The 17,237-nt window shown below is 65.7% G+C and carries 16 protein-coding genes; 13 read left to right on the forward strand and 3 right to left on the reverse strand.

Going from position 1 to position 17,237, the window contains the following annotated elements:
• Positions 1-14 precede the first annotated feature (14 nt).
• The 11 genes from AUR64_RS08770 (at position 15) to AUR64_RS08820 (ending at position 13,004) form a co-directional block, all read left to right on the forward strand.
• Entirely contained in the window at positions 15-719 is a 705-nt protein-coding gene (locus AUR64_RS08770; protein ID WP_071391239.1) for a DICT sensory domain-containing protein, read from the forward strand.
• Between the two features lie 266 nt (positions 720-985).
• Positions 986-2,518 carry a COG1361 S-layer family protein gene (locus AUR64_RS08775; protein WP_071391240.1) on the forward strand — a complete coding sequence of 511 codons (1,533 nt, stop codon included), beginning with the start codon at positions 986-988 and terminating at the stop codon, positions 2,516-2,518.
• Between the two features lie 2 nt (positions 2,519-2,520).
• Entirely contained in the window at positions 2,521-5,238 is a 2,718-nt protein-coding gene (locus tag AUR64_RS08780; protein ID WP_058581539.1) for an efflux RND transporter permease subunit, read from the forward strand.
• Positions 5,235-6,029 carry a TrmB family transcriptional regulator gene (locus AUR64_RS08785; RefSeq protein ID WP_058581540.1) on the forward strand — a complete coding sequence of 265 codons (795 nt, stop codon included), beginning with the start codon at positions 5,235-5,237 and terminating at the stop codon, positions 6,027-6,029. The genes AUR64_RS08780 and AUR64_RS08785 overlap by 4 nt, the downstream gene beginning before the upstream one ends.
• A 115-nt stretch (positions 6,030-6,144) precedes the next feature.
• The gene (locus AUR64_RS08790; protein WP_058581541.1) at positions 6,145-6,864 is read left to right on the forward strand and encodes a helix-turn-helix domain-containing protein; all 720 of its coding nucleotides are present in this window, start codon (positions 6,145-6,147) and stop codon (positions 6,862-6,864) included.
• Between the two features lie 194 nt (positions 6,865-7,058).
• Positions 7,059-8,375: an ABC transporter substrate-binding protein gene (locus AUR64_RS08795; protein ID WP_058581542.1), complete on the forward strand. Its 1,317-nt coding sequence runs from the start codon at positions 7,059-7,061 to the stop codon at positions 8,373-8,375.
• Between the two features lie 63 nt (positions 8,376-8,438).
• Positions 8,439-9,353 carry a branched-chain amino acid ABC transporter permease gene (locus AUR64_RS08800; RefSeq protein ID WP_058581543.1) on the forward strand — a complete coding sequence of 305 codons (915 nt, stop codon included), beginning with the start codon at positions 8,439-8,441 and terminating at the stop codon, positions 9,351-9,353.
• 43 nt (positions 9,354-9,396) lie between these two features.
• Positions 9,397-10,500: a branched-chain amino acid ABC transporter permease gene (locus AUR64_RS08805; protein WP_058581544.1), complete on the forward strand. Its 1,104-nt coding sequence runs from the start codon at positions 9,397-9,399 to the stop codon at positions 10,498-10,500.
• Between the two features lie 89 nt (positions 10,501-10,589).
• On the forward strand, positions 10,590-11,345 hold the full coding sequence (locus tag AUR64_RS08810; protein ID WP_082230698.1) for an ABC transporter ATP-binding protein: 756 nt from the start codon (positions 10,590-10,592) through the stop codon (positions 11,343-11,345).
• Positions 11,342-12,103, forward strand: a complete 762-nt coding sequence (locus AUR64_RS08815) for an ABC transporter ATP-binding protein (RefSeq protein WP_058581546.1) — start codon at positions 11,342-11,344, stop codon at positions 12,101-12,103. The genes AUR64_RS08810 and AUR64_RS08815 overlap by 4 nt, the downstream gene beginning before the upstream one ends.
• 1 nt (position 12,104) lies before the next feature.
• Positions 12,105-13,004 carry a DMT family transporter gene (locus AUR64_RS08820; RefSeq protein WP_058581547.1) on the forward strand — a complete coding sequence of 300 codons (900 nt, stop codon included), beginning with the start codon at positions 12,105-12,107 and terminating at the stop codon, positions 13,002-13,004.
• Positions 13,005-13,116: 112 nt separating this feature from the next.
• On the opposite strand, the gene AUR64_RS08825 is transcribed toward AUR64_RS08820, so the two are convergent.
• The 3 genes from AUR64_RS08825 to AUR64_RS08835 form a co-directional block, all read right to left on the reverse strand.
• A complete protein-coding gene (locus tag AUR64_RS08825; protein ID WP_058581548.1) occupies positions 13,117-13,326 on the reverse strand; it encodes a hypothetical protein in 210 nt (69 codons plus the stop codon).
• Positions 13,327-13,446: 120 nt separating this feature from the next.
• The gene (locus AUR64_RS08830; RefSeq protein WP_058581549.1) at positions 13,447-13,956 is read right to left on the reverse strand and encodes an SRPBCC domain-containing protein; all 510 of its coding nucleotides are present in this window, start codon (positions 13,954-13,956) and stop codon (positions 13,447-13,449) included.
• A gap of 119 nt (positions 13,957-14,075) precedes the next feature.
• Positions 14,076-14,372, reverse strand: coding sequence for an acylphosphatase (locus AUR64_RS08835; protein ID WP_058581550.1), 297 nt, complete (start codon positions 14,370-14,372; stop codon positions 14,076-14,078).
• A gap of 166 nt (positions 14,373-14,538) precedes the next feature.
• Between AUR64_RS08835 and AUR64_RS08840 the strand changes: the two genes are divergently transcribed.
• Positions 14,539-15,900 (forward strand): phosphomannomutase, encoded by a 1,362-nt coding sequence (locus AUR64_RS08840; protein WP_058581551.1) that lies wholly within the window; start codon positions 14,539-14,541, stop codon positions 15,898-15,900.
• Between the two features lie 141 nt (positions 15,901-16,041).
• On the forward strand, positions 16,042-17,193 hold the full coding sequence (locus tag AUR64_RS08845) for a BMP family lipoprotein (protein WP_058581552.1): 1,152 nt from the start codon (positions 16,042-16,044) through the stop codon (positions 17,191-17,193).
• Positions 17,194-17,237 lie beyond the last annotated feature (44 nt).

Genomic DNA, 17,237 nt, shown 5'->3' on the forward strand with positions numbered 1-17,237 from the left:
GAGTACGGACGGGTATGTCATTGGGAGCAGTGATAAACGGCGTCGAAAGCCGTGAGAAGACGTTGACGGTGTTCGACCCGCCGTCGGCGTCCGTCGTCGAGGAACTAAAGGAGTACTTCGCCTCCCAGCGGGTCAGTATCCGGGAAGGAAGCGCCTCGGGTGGTCCCGACGGGTTCGCGGTGTTGAGCGAGAACGACAACGTCCTCACCGCCGTCGATTTACGGTCGTTGACCGTGCCGCTACGCCGGAAAATCGGCGAACGAACCGGGTTCAGCCGACTGCTCGAACACCTCGATGGAACGACGTTCGCGTCGTACGATATCGGTCAGATGGTCGCGGCGTCGCGGGAGATAGAAGACCGCGCGTGGCGTGCGAAAGTCGGCACACTCCACGCCGGATTCCAGCGTGTCGACGCGTTCGAGGCCCAATCGAAAGTGTACACGCAACTCGGAAAGACGGACCTCGACATCCACGCGTACGCTGCACCGACCGGCGAGTTCGAGGATATTCCCGGCGTCACATCTCACATCGTCGATACCGACGAGATTGCGAACTCGTGGTTCGTCGTCTACGACGGTGGGGGCGCCGCGAGCGACAAGTGCGCCCTGTTGGCCGAAGAACGCGGCAACCAGAAGTTCTACGGCCTCTGGACCTACGACCCGGATATCGTCGATTCGATACTGAGCCATCTCGGCGCGCAGTACGCCGCGCCAACGTAGAAGCCAATCTGTTTTGGCCGCTCCCGACTGCTTCCCCATCTTCTCCCGGATTTTCGGTTCACAGCGACCACCGACCCAATTTGTTTCGGTCCGCTAGTCCGCCTGTCAGCGGTCCGGCGAATCGATATGTAGTTTGTAGAAATTTACAACAACTTATGTAGGAGCGGTGTATACCGTTGGGTGAAGCCAGTCGACTATCCAGAGTCGACACCGACCGAATCGCCCGGCATCGGTCGGCAGTCGTCGTCCGGGCAACACTCCACAATATGCGCAGAAAGGCACTTAGCGTACTTCTCGTTCTTGCATTGCTCACCACACCGGCGACGGTGTCGGCCATCGAAGACCCACGGTTCGAGGTGTACGTCCCCGAACCGACACTCACGCCGGGCCAGCAGTCGAACCTCTCGGTTCAACTCGTCAACGACGCCCAAGACGTCGACGAGCAGGTCCGCAACGCTCGCAACGTCAAAGCGACGCTGAAGTCGGGCGGCACCCCCATCTCGGTTCGTTCCGGCACGCGCCTCGTCGGCACGATGCAGGACGGCCAACCGGCGAACCTGAACTTCCAAATCGGCGTACCCAACGACATCGAGTCGGGTACGTACGACCTCGACCTCGAACTCACGTACGAGTACGACAACGACGAGCGAACCACCGAAACCGTCGACGTGACCGTCCGCGTCGACGACCGCGCGCGATTCGTCGTCACGAACGTCGAGACCGACGCACCCGCTGGCGGCAGCGGAACGATGAACGTCACGATGCGGAACGTCGGCGAGAGTCTCGCCCGCAACGCCTCGGTGTCGGTACAGACGACGAGTCCCGACATCCGTTTCGGCGAGAGCGAGTCGTCGAGTCGCTTCGTCGAACGCTGGGAGACCGGTGAGACCCGGACGCTGCAGTACGACATCACTGTCGCAAGCAACGCGAACCCCGAACCGTACACGATGCGCGCGACCACCTCCTACGAGAACGCGAACGGTGAGAGCGCCGAATCTTCGCCGGTCTCCTTCGGCGTGACGCCGTTGGGCGAACAGACCTTCGAGTTGGAGAACGTCGACGGCTCGTTGTACGTCGGCGAGGAAGGCTCGTTGTCGGGCGAACTCGTCAACACCGGCGAGACGACCGCCCGCAACGTCGTTCTCGTCTTCGAGAGCCAGAACTCGAACGTCAACCCCGTCGAGACCGAGTACGCTATCGGCACGCTCGAACCCGGCGAACGCGCCGAGTTCGACTTCTCGACGGAAGTGACCGACAGCGCCGCCGCCGGCCCGCGTCAGTTCTCCTTGGAGGCACAGTACCGCACCGGTGACGGCAGCCAACAGACGAGCGACCCCCTCGACGTGCAGGTCGACATCGGCGAACAGCGCGACGAGTTCGACCTCCGCGGCATCAACACGACGTTCGCAGCGGGCGAGAGCGGTGAACTCGTCGTCGAAGTGACGAACAACCGCGAGGAACCGGTCCGCGAAGTGTCGGCAAAAATCTTCCCCGATGCGCCGGTGTCGGCCGACAGCAGCGAAGCGTACGTCGACGAAATCGCCCCCGGTGAGAGCGCCGAACTCGTCTTCGGCGTCAGCGTCGGCGGCGACGCACTGGCGAAAACCTACCCCGTCCAGATGGACTTCCGCTACGAGGATAGCTCCGGACAGAGCCAGCTTTCGGACACGTACCAAGTGCCCGTCGACGTCACGGAACAGGAGGGCGGTGACGTTCCGCTGACGCTCATCGGCATCGGTGCCGTCGCCCTCATCGGCGTCGGAGCGGTACTGTACCGCCGACGTAGCGGCGGCATCTGAGAATGGCGCTGGACCACCAGCGCGCCATCGACTGGGTCGACGAGCGCATCGTCGAGAAATCGGGACGCGTCGCCGTCCTGTTTCTCGTGTTGACGCTCGTGTTCACCGCGGGTCTCGGCAACGTCTCGACGGAGGCGGGCACCGAGCAGTTCGCCGAGGACATTCCGGCGAATCAGGCGCTCGAAGACGTCAACCGCGAGTTCGGCGCGTCGTTCGAAAGCGACCCCGGGTCGACGCAGTTGATTCAGCGCAGTCAGAACGTGCTGTCGAAGCCGTCGTTACTGGAGATGCTGCGGACACAGGAGGCGCTCGAAGAGAAACAGGGCCTCAGGGTGTCGTCGACGAGCAGCGCCGCAACCGTCGTCGCGGGGACGCTCGACCCGGAGGCGACGACGCTCGAAACGCAGATAACCGCCATCGAGCGCGCCACGCCGAGCGAGATACGCGCGGCGGTCAGAGAAAACGCGGGCAACCCCGCGCTCACTGGCACGCTGAGCAACGACTTTAACCGCCGCTCGGCGTCCGCGTCGGCGACCATCGGCGTCGTCCAACACGACATCCCCGGCTACGAGTCGTCGGGGTCCGCTGGCCAAGGCGGAACGAGTCCGCTCACGCCAATCCAGCAGCAAGCCCAGCGCGTCGTCGCCGCGACGAGCGACGACATCACCGTCTTCGGCAGCGGCGTCACCGCCGACGAGTTCGGGTCGGTCATCACGGACTCGCTTCTCATCGTGACGCCCGCGGCGGTCGTCTTCATCGTGTTCTTCCTCGTCGTCGCCTACCGCGACCTACTCGACTTGCTGCTCGGGATGCTGTCGCTTCTGATGGCGATTATCTGGACGTTCGGCTTCCTCGGCCTCGCGGGCATCCCGTTCAGTCAGATGATGATTGCAGTGCCGCCGCTGCTTCTGGCGGTCGGTATCGACTTCGGTATCCACGCCATCAATCGCTACCGCGAGGACAAAGCCGACGGCAACGACATCGACGGCGCGATGCGACTGGCGACCGACCAACTGCTCGTCGCCTTCTTCATCGTCACCGGGACGACGGTCATCGGCTTCCTCTCGAACCTCGTGTCGGACCTCGCGCCGATTCGTGACTTCGGTATCGTCGCCGCCGTCGGTATCATCTTCACGTTCCTCATCTTCGGCATCTTCCTGCCGGCGGCGAAAGTGTGGATAGACCGTCGCCGCGACGGCTGGCCGATTCCGACGTTCAGCGAGTCACCGCTGGGCGCAGAAGGGTCGCGTCTCGGCGAGGCACTGCGCGGCGGCGTCGTCGTCGCCGGCAAAGCGCCGGCGGTGTTTCTGGTGCTCGTCGTGCTTCTCAGCGCCGGCGCGGGCGCGTACGCGACGGGCGTCGACACCAGTTTCAGTCAGGAGGATTTCCTCCCGCCGGAGGAGACGCCCGCGTATCTCGACGTGCTGCCGGAACCGTTCGCACCGTCGGAGTACTCGGTGGTTGCGACGCTGAACTTCCTCGAAGACAAGTTCGAGACGACACAGGGCGGCAGCGCGACCATCTACTGGCAGACGAACATGGAGCGGAACACGGCGCTCGAAGAGATTCACCGCGCCGGCGACGACCCGCCGAACTCGTTCGTCCAGTCGGGTGGCCGCGCGGATTCACAGAGCATCGTGACCGTCATCCAGTCGCAGGCAGCGCGTGACCCCGAGTTCCGCGCCGTCGTCGACCGAAACGACGCCGACGGCAACGGCATCCCGGACCGGAACCTCGGCGACGTGTACGCCGCGTTGATGGACACGCCCGCACGGAGTCAGGCGGTCGACTACCTCTCAGACGACCGTCGCAGCACCCGCATCACCTACTCGACGAAGGCTACCGCCAGTCAGAACGCGGTGACGCAGGACGCTCGAACCGTCGCCGAGAAGTTCAGAGGCGGCGAGGACGCCGCGATTGCGACGGGCAACACCGTCGTGTTCAAAGCCGTCTCCGACCTCATTCTCCAGTCGGCGATTGCGAGTCTGCTCTACGCACTCGGGGCGACGGTGGCGTTCCTCGTGTTCGTCTACTGGGTCGTCGAGGGTTACCCGTCGCTCGGCGTCGCCAACACCGTCCCCATCGCCGTCGCCGTCGCGCTCATCGCGGGGACGATGCGCCTGCTGGGAATCTCGTTCAACGCGTTCACGGCGACGATTCTCGCTATCACCATCGGTCTCGGCATCGACTACTCCGTCCACGTCGTCCACCGCTTCGTCGACGAACGGCGCGAGTACCCGCTGTTCACGGCGCTCGACCGCACTGTTCGCGGAACCGGTGGCGCGCTGGCGGGGAGCATGCTCACGACGACGTTCGGTATCGGCGTACTCGTGCTCTCGCTGCTTCAGGTGCTCGGACAGTTCGGGGTGCTGACGGCGCTCAGCATCGCGTACTCCTTTTTCGTCTCGCTGCTCGTGCTGCCGTCGGTGCTCGTGCTCTGGGACCGGTATCAGGGCCACGACCCGGCGGTACCCATCGGGCACGGGACGACCAGTCCGGACCGTGGTGACGGCGTCGCCGCGGACGGTGGTGTCGTGAGCGGAGCGAACGACACCTCGTCACGAGCGAAGCGAAGTGACGGCGGGTTTGCGAGTGACGCGAGCAAACCTACGTCGCAATCAGAGCGCCGCGACGGCGAGTTCGTGAGCGGAGCGAACGACACTACGTCACAACTGGAAACGAAACAGACGAAAGCCCACGCGACAAGGGAGGAACGATGAACGACGACAGACCCGACGAACGCGACGTCGAAGAGGCGCTCGAACGCCTCGGCCTCTCGAACTACGAGGCACGGGTCTTCGTCGCGCTGCACCGACTCGGCACCGCGACGGCAAAAGACGTTCACGACCTCGCGGGCGTCCCGCGCTCGCAGGTGTACGGCGCGGCCGAGGACCTCGAAGAACGCGGCCTCGTCGAACTCCAGCAGTCGACGCCGAAGCGGTATCGTCCCGTGAGTCTGGAGGCCGCAAAGGAACTGTTGACCGCCCGCCTCGAACGCGAACGGGACCGCGCGTTCGACTCGTTGGCGGAACTGCGCCGCGAGGAACACGGCGAGGAGACCCGCGACGACGTCTGGACAGTCCGCGGGCGCAAACCTATCAACGACCGGACCGTCGACCTGATTCGGCGTGCGGAGACGCGCATCCTGTTCGGGGCGGCCTCCGTCGACCTGCTCAGCGACGACGTGATAACGGCGCTTCGAGAGCAGGCGGCCGCCGGTGTCGACGTGAACGTCGTCAGCGAGAACGACGCCGTCCGCAACCTGTTCACCCGTGACGCCGACATCGGCGTCGCCGCACCCCCGGCGGACTCGCCCGGCGATTTCACCGGCCGAGTGGTACTCGCCGACGACGACATCTTCCTGCTCTCGGCGCTGTACGAGGGCGATGGAGCGGAGGCGACAGAGGAGACGGCCATCTGGAGCGCCGGAACCGCCATGGCGTCGGTGTTGACCCGCGCGGCCGGAAGCGGTATCGAAGCCATCGTCGGTCGAGCAGAGTCCGACCCGTAACGCTCCGCTCTTCGACCGGCCTACTTTTTTCGCCCGCAAGTCGTCTCCGATACTCCGTTCACTCACCCCCACCACGACAGATACGCTCATGGTACTCGATGACAGATGACATCGAATGAGTATCACGGTCGACGACACCGGGACTCGACTCACGCTCGACCTGTGGCATCCGAACTGCTGGGCTATCGAGACGACCGACCGTGTCGGTGGCGGCATTCTCGGCCACGCCATCTACCACAGTCCGCGGGCCACCGACGAGGCGGTCACCGGGATGTTCACCGCCTACGGCGACAACGACGCGGAAGTGCAGCGATTACTCGACGAGGTTCGAGCCTCGCCGCTGGCCGGGCCAGTCCACGAACTCCGCGAGCGGTTCGACGGCGAGTACGGACCCGTTCCGGGCACTGTCGCCCGCGAGTTCTTCTTGGAGTACGACCCGCGCGACATGGTGTGTCCGGTCCTTCTCGAACACGGGTTCGTCCACGCCGCACCGGTCCGCATCGAGAACGGCCGGGAGTTCTGGCAGGTGTACTTCACGGGCAACCGCTGCGATGTCGAAGAACATCTCGACGCGGTGCGCGAGGCGGCGAGTGCTGAGGTGAGCGTCTCCCGCATCACCTCCGCCGAGCGGACGCCGCCCCGAAACTCAGGAAGCGCCGACGTGTTGACACCGGCCCAACGGGAGGTGTTCGACCTCGCCAGAGAACGCGGCTACTACCAGTGGCCGCGCGGCGTCTCGACGCGCGAACTCGCCGCGGCGGCGGGCCTCTCGAAGTCGACGCTGTTGGAACACCTTCGGAAAGCCGAAGCGAAACTGCTCGACCCGCCCGAGTGACCGTCGTCGACTCTCGTTTCGGCGACTCCGACTCCATCGATTCCTCACCTGCTGGCTTTTCGGTCGGTTCTCCGTCATCTCTCGTGGTCACCGCCTGTCTCCCCGCCGACGAAAAAGCGAGACGTGTCGGTGAAACCCGACCATGGTCGGTGGCCTGTATATGTAGGGTGTGCATCAACTACTGATGGATTACCATGAGTAACGATAACAACAAACTCGATAGGCGGACGCTGTTGAAACTCTCCGGCGCTGGCGGCATCTCTTTCGTCGTTGCCGGGTGTCTCGAAGGCGGCAGCGGTGACGGCGAGGGAACTGACGGCGGGAACGGAAGCGGCGGTGGCGGCAGCGGAAACGACAGCGGCGGAAGTGGCGGCTCCGGCGGCGGCAGCGACTCCTATACCATCGGGATGGTCGACTCGCTCACCGGGTCGCTCGCGCCGTACGGCGAACGCAACGAACGTGGCCGCGAACTCGCGCTCTCGGCCATCAACGAGGCGGGTATCGGCGACGGCGGACAGATGGAGGTCATCGTCGAGGACGACGAGAGTACGAACCAAGCGGGCGTCAACGCGGCGCGCAAACTCGTCAATCAGGACGGCGTGCCGCTCATCGTCGGCACTGTCGGGTCCGGCGTCTCCATCGCCATCCACGACAGCGTCGTCTCGGGCACCGATACGGTCCAAATCAGTCAGAACAGTACGAGTCCGGCGCTCACCGACAAACCGGACCTCCTCCGGACGAGTCCCAGCGGCAACGCGAAAGGGCGGGCGCTCGCGCAACTCATCGGCGAAGACCACGACTCGGTCGCCGTGACGTGGATTAACAACGACTACGGCCAAGGTCTCTCGGAGGTGTTCGCCAACTCCTTCGAGGGGAACGTCGCGTACAACACGCCGCACGACCAAGGGCAGTCGAGCTATCGCGGCCAACTCAGCGAGATGGCGGGCACGAACGCCACCGCGTGGCTGTTCATCACCTACGCCGACGAGTACACCGTGATGGTCAACGAGGCGTACGACCAGGGGTTCAACGAGCAGGTCGACTACTACGGTGCCGAGAGTACCATCGCCGACGCCATCCTCGAAAACACCGAACCGGGAAGCCAAAACGGGATGACCGGCGTCACCGAGAGCGCGCCGACCGACCAAGAGAGCTACCAGAACTTCCGCGACACCTTCGAAGAGGAGTTCGGCCAGACGCCGACGGTGTGGGCGGCGTACGCCTACGACGCCATCACCATCGCCGCGCTCTCCGTCGAGGCCGCAGACGAGTTCACGGGCGCGGCGCTGTCGGAAGTCGTCCGCGACGTGACCCGCCCCGACGGGCAGGAGGTGTTCTCCTTCGAGGAGGCAAAAGGCGTGCTCGCCGACGGCGGCAGCGCGGCCGACATCAACTATCAGGGTGTCAGCGGCCCCATCGACTTGGACGACAACGGCGACCCGAAGGGGTTCTACCAAGTGTACAGCGTCGAGGACCACGAGTACGTCTTCGGCGACTTCATCACGGGGTAAGCGGATGGACACCGATTCGGAACGCCCTGTCGAACGACCGTCCGACGAGAGGGGGTCGTAGCGGTGTCGGCACTGCTTCAACTGCTGGTCAACGGCCTCGTGTTCAGTTGCATCATCGTCCTCGGCGGCATCGGCCTCTCGCTGGTGTACTCCATCGCCGACTTCGCCAACTTCGCCCACGGCGACCTGATGACCGTCGGCGCGTTCGCCGCGTTCGTCAGCGCGGGAGCGCTCGCGGGCGTGCTGCCGGACGTCACGTTCTTCGAGCTACCGCTGGCGCTGTACGTCGGCCTGTTCGTCGGTATGGCCGCCGCGGCGCTGGTCGCCGTCGGCACCGAGTGGCTCGTCTACCGTCCGCTGAAGAACGCCGGCTCTATCGAACTGCTCATCACGAGCATCGGCGTCGCACTCGCGTACCGCGCGCTCATCCAGATGCAGTTCGGGTCGGGCCAGCGAAGCTACGCTATCGACCGACAGGGCCGCGTCGAGTGGCTGTTCGACGCCGTCGGCGTCGCGCTCACCCCCCGGGACTTCGTCGTGATCGGGTTGACGCTCGCGCTCGTCGTCGGCCTGCACGCGCTGTTGCAGTACACGACGCTCGGTCGGAAGATGCGCGCCACCGCCGACAACCCGAACCTCGCTCGCGTCAGCGGGATTCGGACGCGCGAAGTCGTTCTCGCCATGTGGATTATCGGCGGGGCGCTTGCTGCCGCCGGCGGCGTCTTCCTCGGCATCGACCTGCTCGTCCGCCCGCGCATGGGCTTCGACCTACTTCTGGTCGTCTTCGCCGCGGTCATCCTCGGCGGTATCGGCTCCGTCTACGGCGCGATGCTCGGCGGCCTCGTCATCGGGATGGCCCACGAGTTGACGCCCGCGATTCCGTTCGTCGGCGTCGAGTACGCCTCCGGCGTCGCGTTCGTGTTGATGGTCGCTATCCTGCTGCTGCGTCCGCACGGCATCATGGGGGAACCGGCGTGAGTCGTCTCTCTGGACTCCGGGCGGCCCGCTCGGAGGTGACGAAATGACCGCGAGAGACCGGTTCGACCTCCAGTCGCTCGGTGAGAACGAACGCCGTCTCGGCGGCATCGTCATCGCCGTCGTCGTGCTCGCCGCGATGTTTCTGGTGTTCGACCTCGCGTTCTTGGTTCCGATGCTCGCACTCACCGGGATGTGGGCGCTTCTGGCGCTCGGACTGAACGTCCAGTGGGGCTACGCGGGCCTCATCAACTTCAGCGTCGCCGCGTTCTGGGGTATCGGGATGTACTGTGCGGCGCTCGTCACCTCGCCGGGGTCGCCTTTGGCGCTGGAGATGAGTCCGCTCGTCGGCTTCTTGGCGGCTATCGTCGTCAGCGCCGTCGTCGCGCTGCTCATCGGCATCCCGACGCTCCGACTTCGCGCCGACTACCTCGCCATCGCCAGCCTCGGCCTCGCGGAGGTCATCCGACTCATCATCCTCAACGAGCGTGACCTGACCGCCGGGTCCAGCGGGTTGAGCGTCGGCCCGCTGTTTCCCGAGTTGCCGGCGACGTTGGACGCACTGTTCGCGCCCGACGCACCGGCGTTTCCGTATCGGGGTCTGGTCGACCTGCTCGTCGTGTTGGTGCTTCTCGGCGTCGTCTACGCCGCCCTTCGGCGGATGCACCGCTCGCCGTGGGGCCGACTCCTGCGGACGATTCGCTCCGACGAAGACCTGGCGAAGGCGCTGGGCAAGAACACCTACCTGCGCAAGATGCAGGCGTTCGTCCTCGGCAGCGTGCTGATGGCGATTGCGGGGGCGTTCTACGCCCACCAGTTCCGCTACGTGACGCCGACGGACCTCCTGCCCATCGGGACGTTCTACGTCTGGGTCGCCGTCATCCTCGGCGGCACCGGCAGCAACCGAGGCGCGGTGGTCGGCGCGTTCGCCATCATCGCCATCCGCGAGGGGACGCGCTTTGTGAGCTTCGGCGGCCTCGACGCCGCCGCGCTCAGACTGCTGCTCGTCGGCTTGCTCATCATCGTCGTCGTCCGGTTCCGGTCGTCGGGGCTGTTGCCGCCGCGCGAGGAACTCATCTGGCCGAGCGCCAAATCGAGCGGTCGGTCTAGCGAGTCCGTCGCCGCCGACGGCGGAGGTGAGAACGCGTGAGTTCGGATAGGGACGATGGAGGGGACACGTTCGGCCCGTACGACGGCGCGAACCTCGACAAATCCGACCCGGTACTCCGCGCCGAAGGGATGCAGAAATCGTTCGGCGGCCTCGTCGCCACCGACGACGCCTCCCTCGCCGTCGAACGCGGGAGCATCACCGGGATGATTGGGCCGAACGGCGCAGGGAAGTCGACACTGTTCAACCTCATCTCGGGTTTCTACGACGCCGACGGCGGGCAAGTGTTCGTCGACGGCGAGGAGGTGTCGGGGATGTCCCCGCATCAGATATCCAGACACGGCCTCGTCCGGACGTTCCAGACCCCGCGGCGATTGGAGGGGATGACCGTCCGCGAGGCGATGCTCGTCGGTCCGCGACCGCAACGCGGCGAGTCCGTCTGGCCGCTGTTTCTCTCGCCCGGCAAGGTGAGAGACGAGGAGCGTGCGAACCTCGCCCGCGCCGAGGAGCTGCTCGAACGCTTCGAGATTTCGCATCTCATCGACGAACCGTCGACGGACCTCTCGGGTGGGCAGTTGAAACTCGTCGAACTCGCCCGCGGCATCACGACGAATCCGGATATTCTGCTCCTCGACGAACCGGTTGCAGGCGTCAATCCGACGCTGGCAAACGACATCAAGCGGTTCATCCGCGAACTCAACGAGGAAGGCCAAACCTTCCTCATCATCGAACACGATATGCCGTTTATCATGGACCTCGCCGACCCTATCATCGTTCTCGACCAAGGCAGCGTGCTGATGGAAGGAACGCCCGAACAGGTACGAAGCGACCAACGCGTCATCGACGCCTATCTCGGCGGCGCGGCGACCGACGGAGGCCGCGAATGAGCGCCGAGACGCCCACGACCGACCGCTCCGCGAGCGCGACGAATCGAATCCTCGACGTCGACGGCGTCGACAGCGGCTACGGCGAAGTGCAAGTGCTCTCGGACCTCTCGCTCCACCTCAACGAGGGGGAAATCGTCTGTCTCATCGGGCCGAACGGAGCCGGAAAGTCGACGGTGCTGAAGACGGTGTTCGGGCTTCTCGCCCCGTGGACCGGCCAGATTACGCTTCGCGGCGAACCCATCGGCGGGCGCGACCCGGCGGACCTCGTCCGCGACGGCGTCGGCTACGTTCCGCAGGTCGACAACGTGTTCGGGTCGCTCTCCATCGACGAGAACCTCCGAATGGGCGGCGTCGCCCGCCGCGACGGGTTAGAGGAGGTCATCGGCCAACTGTACGACCGTTTCCCGATTCTCCGCGAGAAGGAAGGTGCGAAGGCGCGGACGCTCTCGGGCGGCCAACGACAGGTGCTCGCGTTCGCGCGGGCGCTCGTGATGGAACCCGAGGTGCTTCTCATCGACGAACCGAGCGCCGGTCTCGCGCCGTCTATCGTTCAGGACGTGTTCGAGAACGTCCAGACGGTCAACGACCTCGGAACGACCATCCTGATGGTCGAACAGAACGCCCGTGAGGGCCTTCGTATCTCGGACCGCGGCTACGTGTTGGACCAGGGGAGCGTCGCCTACGAGGACGACGCCGACCAGTTGCTCGACAACCCCGAGGTGTCGCGTCTCTACCTCGGCGGGGCCGACTACGCCTGAGGTGGTCCGGACCGATTTCGGGCGGTATCTGTTCGCGGCCGCACCGCTCGCGGCAGCGTCGCTCTGGGGCGGGATGTACGTCGTCTCGAAGTGGACGTTCACCGCGATTCCACCGCTGACGCTCGGGTTTCTGCGGGTTGCAGTCGGTGCGCTCGTGCTGTTCGTCGTCGCCAGACGTCGCGGTGTCGGCGTCGCCCGCGAGGACTACGGCCGGTTCGTCGCACTCGGCGGTTGTGTCGCACTGACCATCGCCACGCAGTTCGTCGGCACCGAACTGACGAACGCGAGTCAGGCGTCGCTTCTGACCGTACTCACGCCGGTGTTCACCGTTCTCCTCGGCGTCGCCGTGCTCGGCGAACGACTGACCACGAAGAAAGCCAGTGGGATGGCGTTGGCCGTCGTCGGCACGTTGCTCGTCGTCGCCGGCCAGTACGACCTCTCGGGACTCGCAACGGGGAATCTCGCGGGTCTCGTCGCCCTCGTCGCCGCGAGCGCCGCGTGGGCGGGCTACACCGTCTGGGGTGTGCCCGTCGTCCATCGGTACTCGGCGCTGACGGCGGCGACGTACGCGACGGTGGCCGCGACGCCGATGCTCGCGGTGTTCTCCGTCGTAGAACTCGCTGTCGTCGGCGTACCGTCCGCCGACGCTGTGCTGTCGCTGTCGGCACTCGCCGCCGTCGCCTATCTCGGCGTCGCGTCGACGGCACTAGCGTGGTATCTCTGGTACAAAGGGCTGGAGTACGTCGGGGCCGGAACGGTCGCCGTCTTCTTTTTCGCACAGTCCGTCGTCGGCGCAGCACTCGGTGCGGCGCTCTTGAGCGAGCCTATCGGGCCGGCGTTTCTCCTCGGGGGCGTCGTGATGGCCGTCGGCGTCGTCGTCGTCAGTACGGCACGGACCTGAGTCGTGTCCCCGGACACCCCAGTTTTCGAATGCTCGGCCGGGAGAACGCTTCTCGTCTGTGCCTTCGGGGTTTTCGACACGACAATCCCCGTGAAAGGAACACACGAGCGGGTCAGACGAAAAGGGCGCGCGCCAGTTTCGACCCGCCGAGTGCGAGCACGATGATGGCGGCGATGAATCCGCCGGCGGCGACGAGAAGCGAGAGTGGTTCGAGCGTCGGGCCACCGAAGAACGGTCCCCGGACGATGAGAAAGCCGGTACTGAGCGTGGCGACGAGGCCGACGACGGTGAGAATCGTCCACGGAATCGCGGCGACTCTCACGGCTGTCCTCCCGCGAGTTTCGAGCCGACGCGTCTCAGCGTGCGCCGATACGTCGACGACGACCGTGCGAGATGCATCGGAACGGGCCTCACGCGGACGTAATATGAACTTTTCCTCCGGTTAGTCCGACGCGCCGTCGACCGCAGGGTCACGGGCGTCGTTCGTTTCGGTCGCTTCGGTCGCTTCGGTCGCTTCGGCCCACAGTGATTCCGCGCGTGCTTTGAGCGCGCTGTTCACGCCGCGGAAGTTCGCCTCCGTGTCTGCGCCGATGCGTCGCAGAATCGGCCCGGCGAGGAGTCCATCGAACGATTCCGACTGGACGAGTCGAGAGCGACCGTCACCCCGGTCTTCGACGAGGAATCGGTGTTCGCCGTCGAAGAGACCGCGGACGTAGAGGTGGCCGAGCCACCGGAGTTCACGGTTCTCGTCGGCGCGAAGCACTCGGGGACGGAACGTCGGCGTGCGTCCCGCCTCCGGACCGGGTGAGACGCGGAGGCGGGTTCCCTCCTCGGCACGCCCGGAGATACGGGTGTGGGGATTCCACTCGGAGTAACGCTCGAAGTCGGTGAGAACGCGGTAGACGACGTCGGCGGGCGCGTCGATGTCGATGGACGTGGAGATGTCGTTCACGGGGGAGAATGGGCGGCCGAGGAGATAGCTCTCGCGCGACAGCGAGTGGCCGCAAACGCTCGGTGTCAGCAGTTCGGTGTCAGCAGTTCGGTGTCGGCAGTTCGACGGCGGTCCCGCGACTACCGACGAACCTCGAAGCCGTCGAGGCCCTCGGGGTCCTCGTACTCGGCGTCGACGCTATCGACGGTGGCGTCTGGGCTGCCGGTTTCACACCACTCGACCATCGACTCGACGGCGTCGGTCGGACCCTCGAAGACGGCTTCGACGCGCCCGTCGTCGAGATTTCGCACCCAGCCGTCGACGCCCCGTTCGCGCGCCGTGTCGCGGGTGTTCGCTCGGTAGAAGACGCCCTGTACACGGCCGGTGACGAAGACGTGCGCTCGGGTGCGGTCGGTGGTGGTCGATGAGTCGCTCATACCGGGAGTTCGGCCGGGACGCCCAAAACAGTCGGGGCGGTGTTCTCGGCCGTCGAACGGACGCCGACAGTCGACGAGTGTCGGAGCAGGCGAAGAACCGTGCGGACGTCCCGCTCACGACGAGCGAATCGGGACCATCTAAGTGTACCGACGGATACCCACGGGTATGGAACTGTTCGGAACCGCCGGAATCCGGGGAAGCGCCACCGAGCGTGTGACGCCCGAACTCGCACTCGCCGTCGGCCGCGCCGTCGGTCGTGACGGCCGCGAGTTCGTCGTCGCCCGCGACGGGCGCGTAACCGGACCGGCGCTCGCTGCCGCCGTCGAGGCGGGTCTGCTGTCTGCTGGTGCCGATGTCCGCCGTGCTGGGATGCTGCCGACGCCTGCGCTCGCGTTCGCCTCACAGGGCCGACGCGGCGTGATGCTCACCGCGTCGCACAACCCGCCGACCGACAACGGCATCAAAGTGTTCGACAGCGGTGTCGAGTACGACCGCACCGCCGAGAAAGCAGTCGAAGAGCGCGTCACCGCCGACGAGACGGCGGCCGCGTGGGACGACTGGGGCGACAGCGAGGACGAAGCGGTGCTGTCGGCGTACCGACGCGCCATCTGTGACTACGCGCGCGGGCGAGGTGCGCCACTTTCCGACCTGCGTGTCGCCGTCGACTGCGGCAACGGGATGGCCGGTCTCGCCACCCCGCAGGTGCTTCGGTCGCTCGGTGCGGACGTCGTCACGCTCAACGGCAACGTCGACGGCCACTTCCCCGGCCGCGAGAGCAAGCCGACGCCCGAGTCGCTCTCGGACCTCCGGGCGTTCGTCGCCGACAGCGACGAGGAGAACCCCTTCGCCTTCGGTATCGGCCACGACGGCGACGCCGACCGAATCGTTCTCGTCGCGCCCGACGGCGAAGTCGTCCACGAGGACACCGTCGTGGCGATTTTAGCCGAACACTACGTCCGCCGCGTCGACACCGACGACCCCGTCGTCGTGACGACGCCGAACGCTTCCGCGCGCATCGACGAACGCGTGCGCGAGGCCGGCGGCCGCGTCGAACGCGTCCGCTTGGGCGCGCTCCACGAAGGCATCGCCGCCGCCGAGAACGCCGGTGGCGAGGTGGTCTTCGCCGCCGAACCGTGGAAGCACATCCACACGCAGTTCGGCGGGTGGATAGACGGTGTCGCCTCCGCGGCAGTCCTCAGCCGTCTGGTCGCCGACGTGGGACTCGACGCCCTGCGCGAACCCGTCACGGAGCGCCCGTACCGAAAAGTGAGCGTCGACTGCCCCGACGCCGCCAAAGCCGAGACGATGGCGACGCTGGAGCGAACGCTGCCGGAGGCGTTCCCGGAGACGAGCGTCGACACCGAGTACGGCGTGCGACTGGAGTTCCCCGACAGTTCGTGGGTGCTCGTCCGCCCCAGCGGGACCGAACCGTACGTCCGCCTCTACGCCGAGAGCGACGACGTGGACTCGCTCGTCGCCGACGCCGGTGCCGTCGTCGAAGACGCCGTCGAGTCGGCGAGCAACTGACCGCCGACGCGACCGACCGTCACCACAACCGACCCTCACTGGACGATTGTGGGGTCGAACACCCGAACATCTGACGAGCGTCGTGCAACGCAAACGACGCATTTATGCCGATTTCCCTGCCACGTTCGGACAGACGTAGTCATGAATGTGGATAGACGGACGCTTATCAAGGCGACGGGCGCAGCGGGAATCGCGGGACTGGCTGGCTGTACCGGCGGCCCGACCGAGGGCGGAGACAGCGGCAGTAACGACAGCGGTGGCAGCGGTGGCAACGACAGCAGCGGGTCGGGCAACGAGTCCACCGACGGCGGCAGCGAGAGCGGCGGTAGCTCCGACATCAACGTCGGGATGATTTACGCGACGGGTGGCCTCGGCGACGGGTCGTTCAACGACCAGGCCCAAACCGGCGTTCAGCAGGCGTCCGAGGAGTTCGGCGTCTCCAGCAACGACGTTCAGCCGAGCGAAGTCACCGAGTTCCAGACGTTCCAGCAGCAGTTCGCCCAAGGCGGCGAGTACGACCTCATCTGCTGTATCGGCTTCCTGCAGGCGGAGGCGCTCGCGGAGACCTCCCAGGACTACCCCGAACAGAACTTCATGATCGTCGACAGCGTCGTCGAGCAGTCGAACGTCGCCAGCTACACGTTCGGCGAGAACGAGGGGTCGTTCCTCGTCGGCCAGATGGCCGGTCTGCTCACGCAACAGGAGTTCAGCGCCGGCGCGGGTCAGACGAGTCCCGACCAGACGACCGTCGGCTTCGTCGGCGGCGTCGAAGGTGACCTCATCGGCAAGTTCGAGGCGGGCTACCGCGCGGGTGTCGCCGAGGCAAGCGAGGACATCGAAGTCCAAGTCAGCTACGTCGGCAACTTCAACGACGTGCAGGCGGGTAACGAGGCGGCGACGGCGATGTACAACGACGGTGCCGACATCGTCTACCACGCCGCCGGTAACGCCGGGACGGGCGTCTTTCAGGCGGCCCAAGAGGCGGGCAAGTTCGCTATCGGCGTCGACCAAGACCAGTCGCTGACGAAATCCGGCTACGCCGACGTCATCCTCGCCAGCATGGTCAAGCGCGTCGACACCGCCGTCTACACCTCCATCGAGAACGTCGTCAACGACTCGTTCAACGGTGGCAGCGTCACGACGCTCGGCCTCGAACAGGAGGGTGTCGCGGCCGTCTACGGCGACCAAATCGGCAGCGAAATCCCCGAAGACGTCACGTCCGCGGTCTCGGAGTCGCGTCAGGCTATCATCGACGGCAACATCGAAGTGCCGGCGGACCCCTCGAACCTGTAACTCGGTCGATTTCGGCCGAACTGGTTCGTTAGCTGAACAATCTA

Source organism: Haloprofundus marisrubri, assembly GCF_001469955.1.
GTDB classification, from domain to species: domain Archaea; phylum Halobacteriota; class Halobacteria; order Halobacteriales; family Haloferacaceae; genus Haloprofundus; species Haloprofundus marisrubri.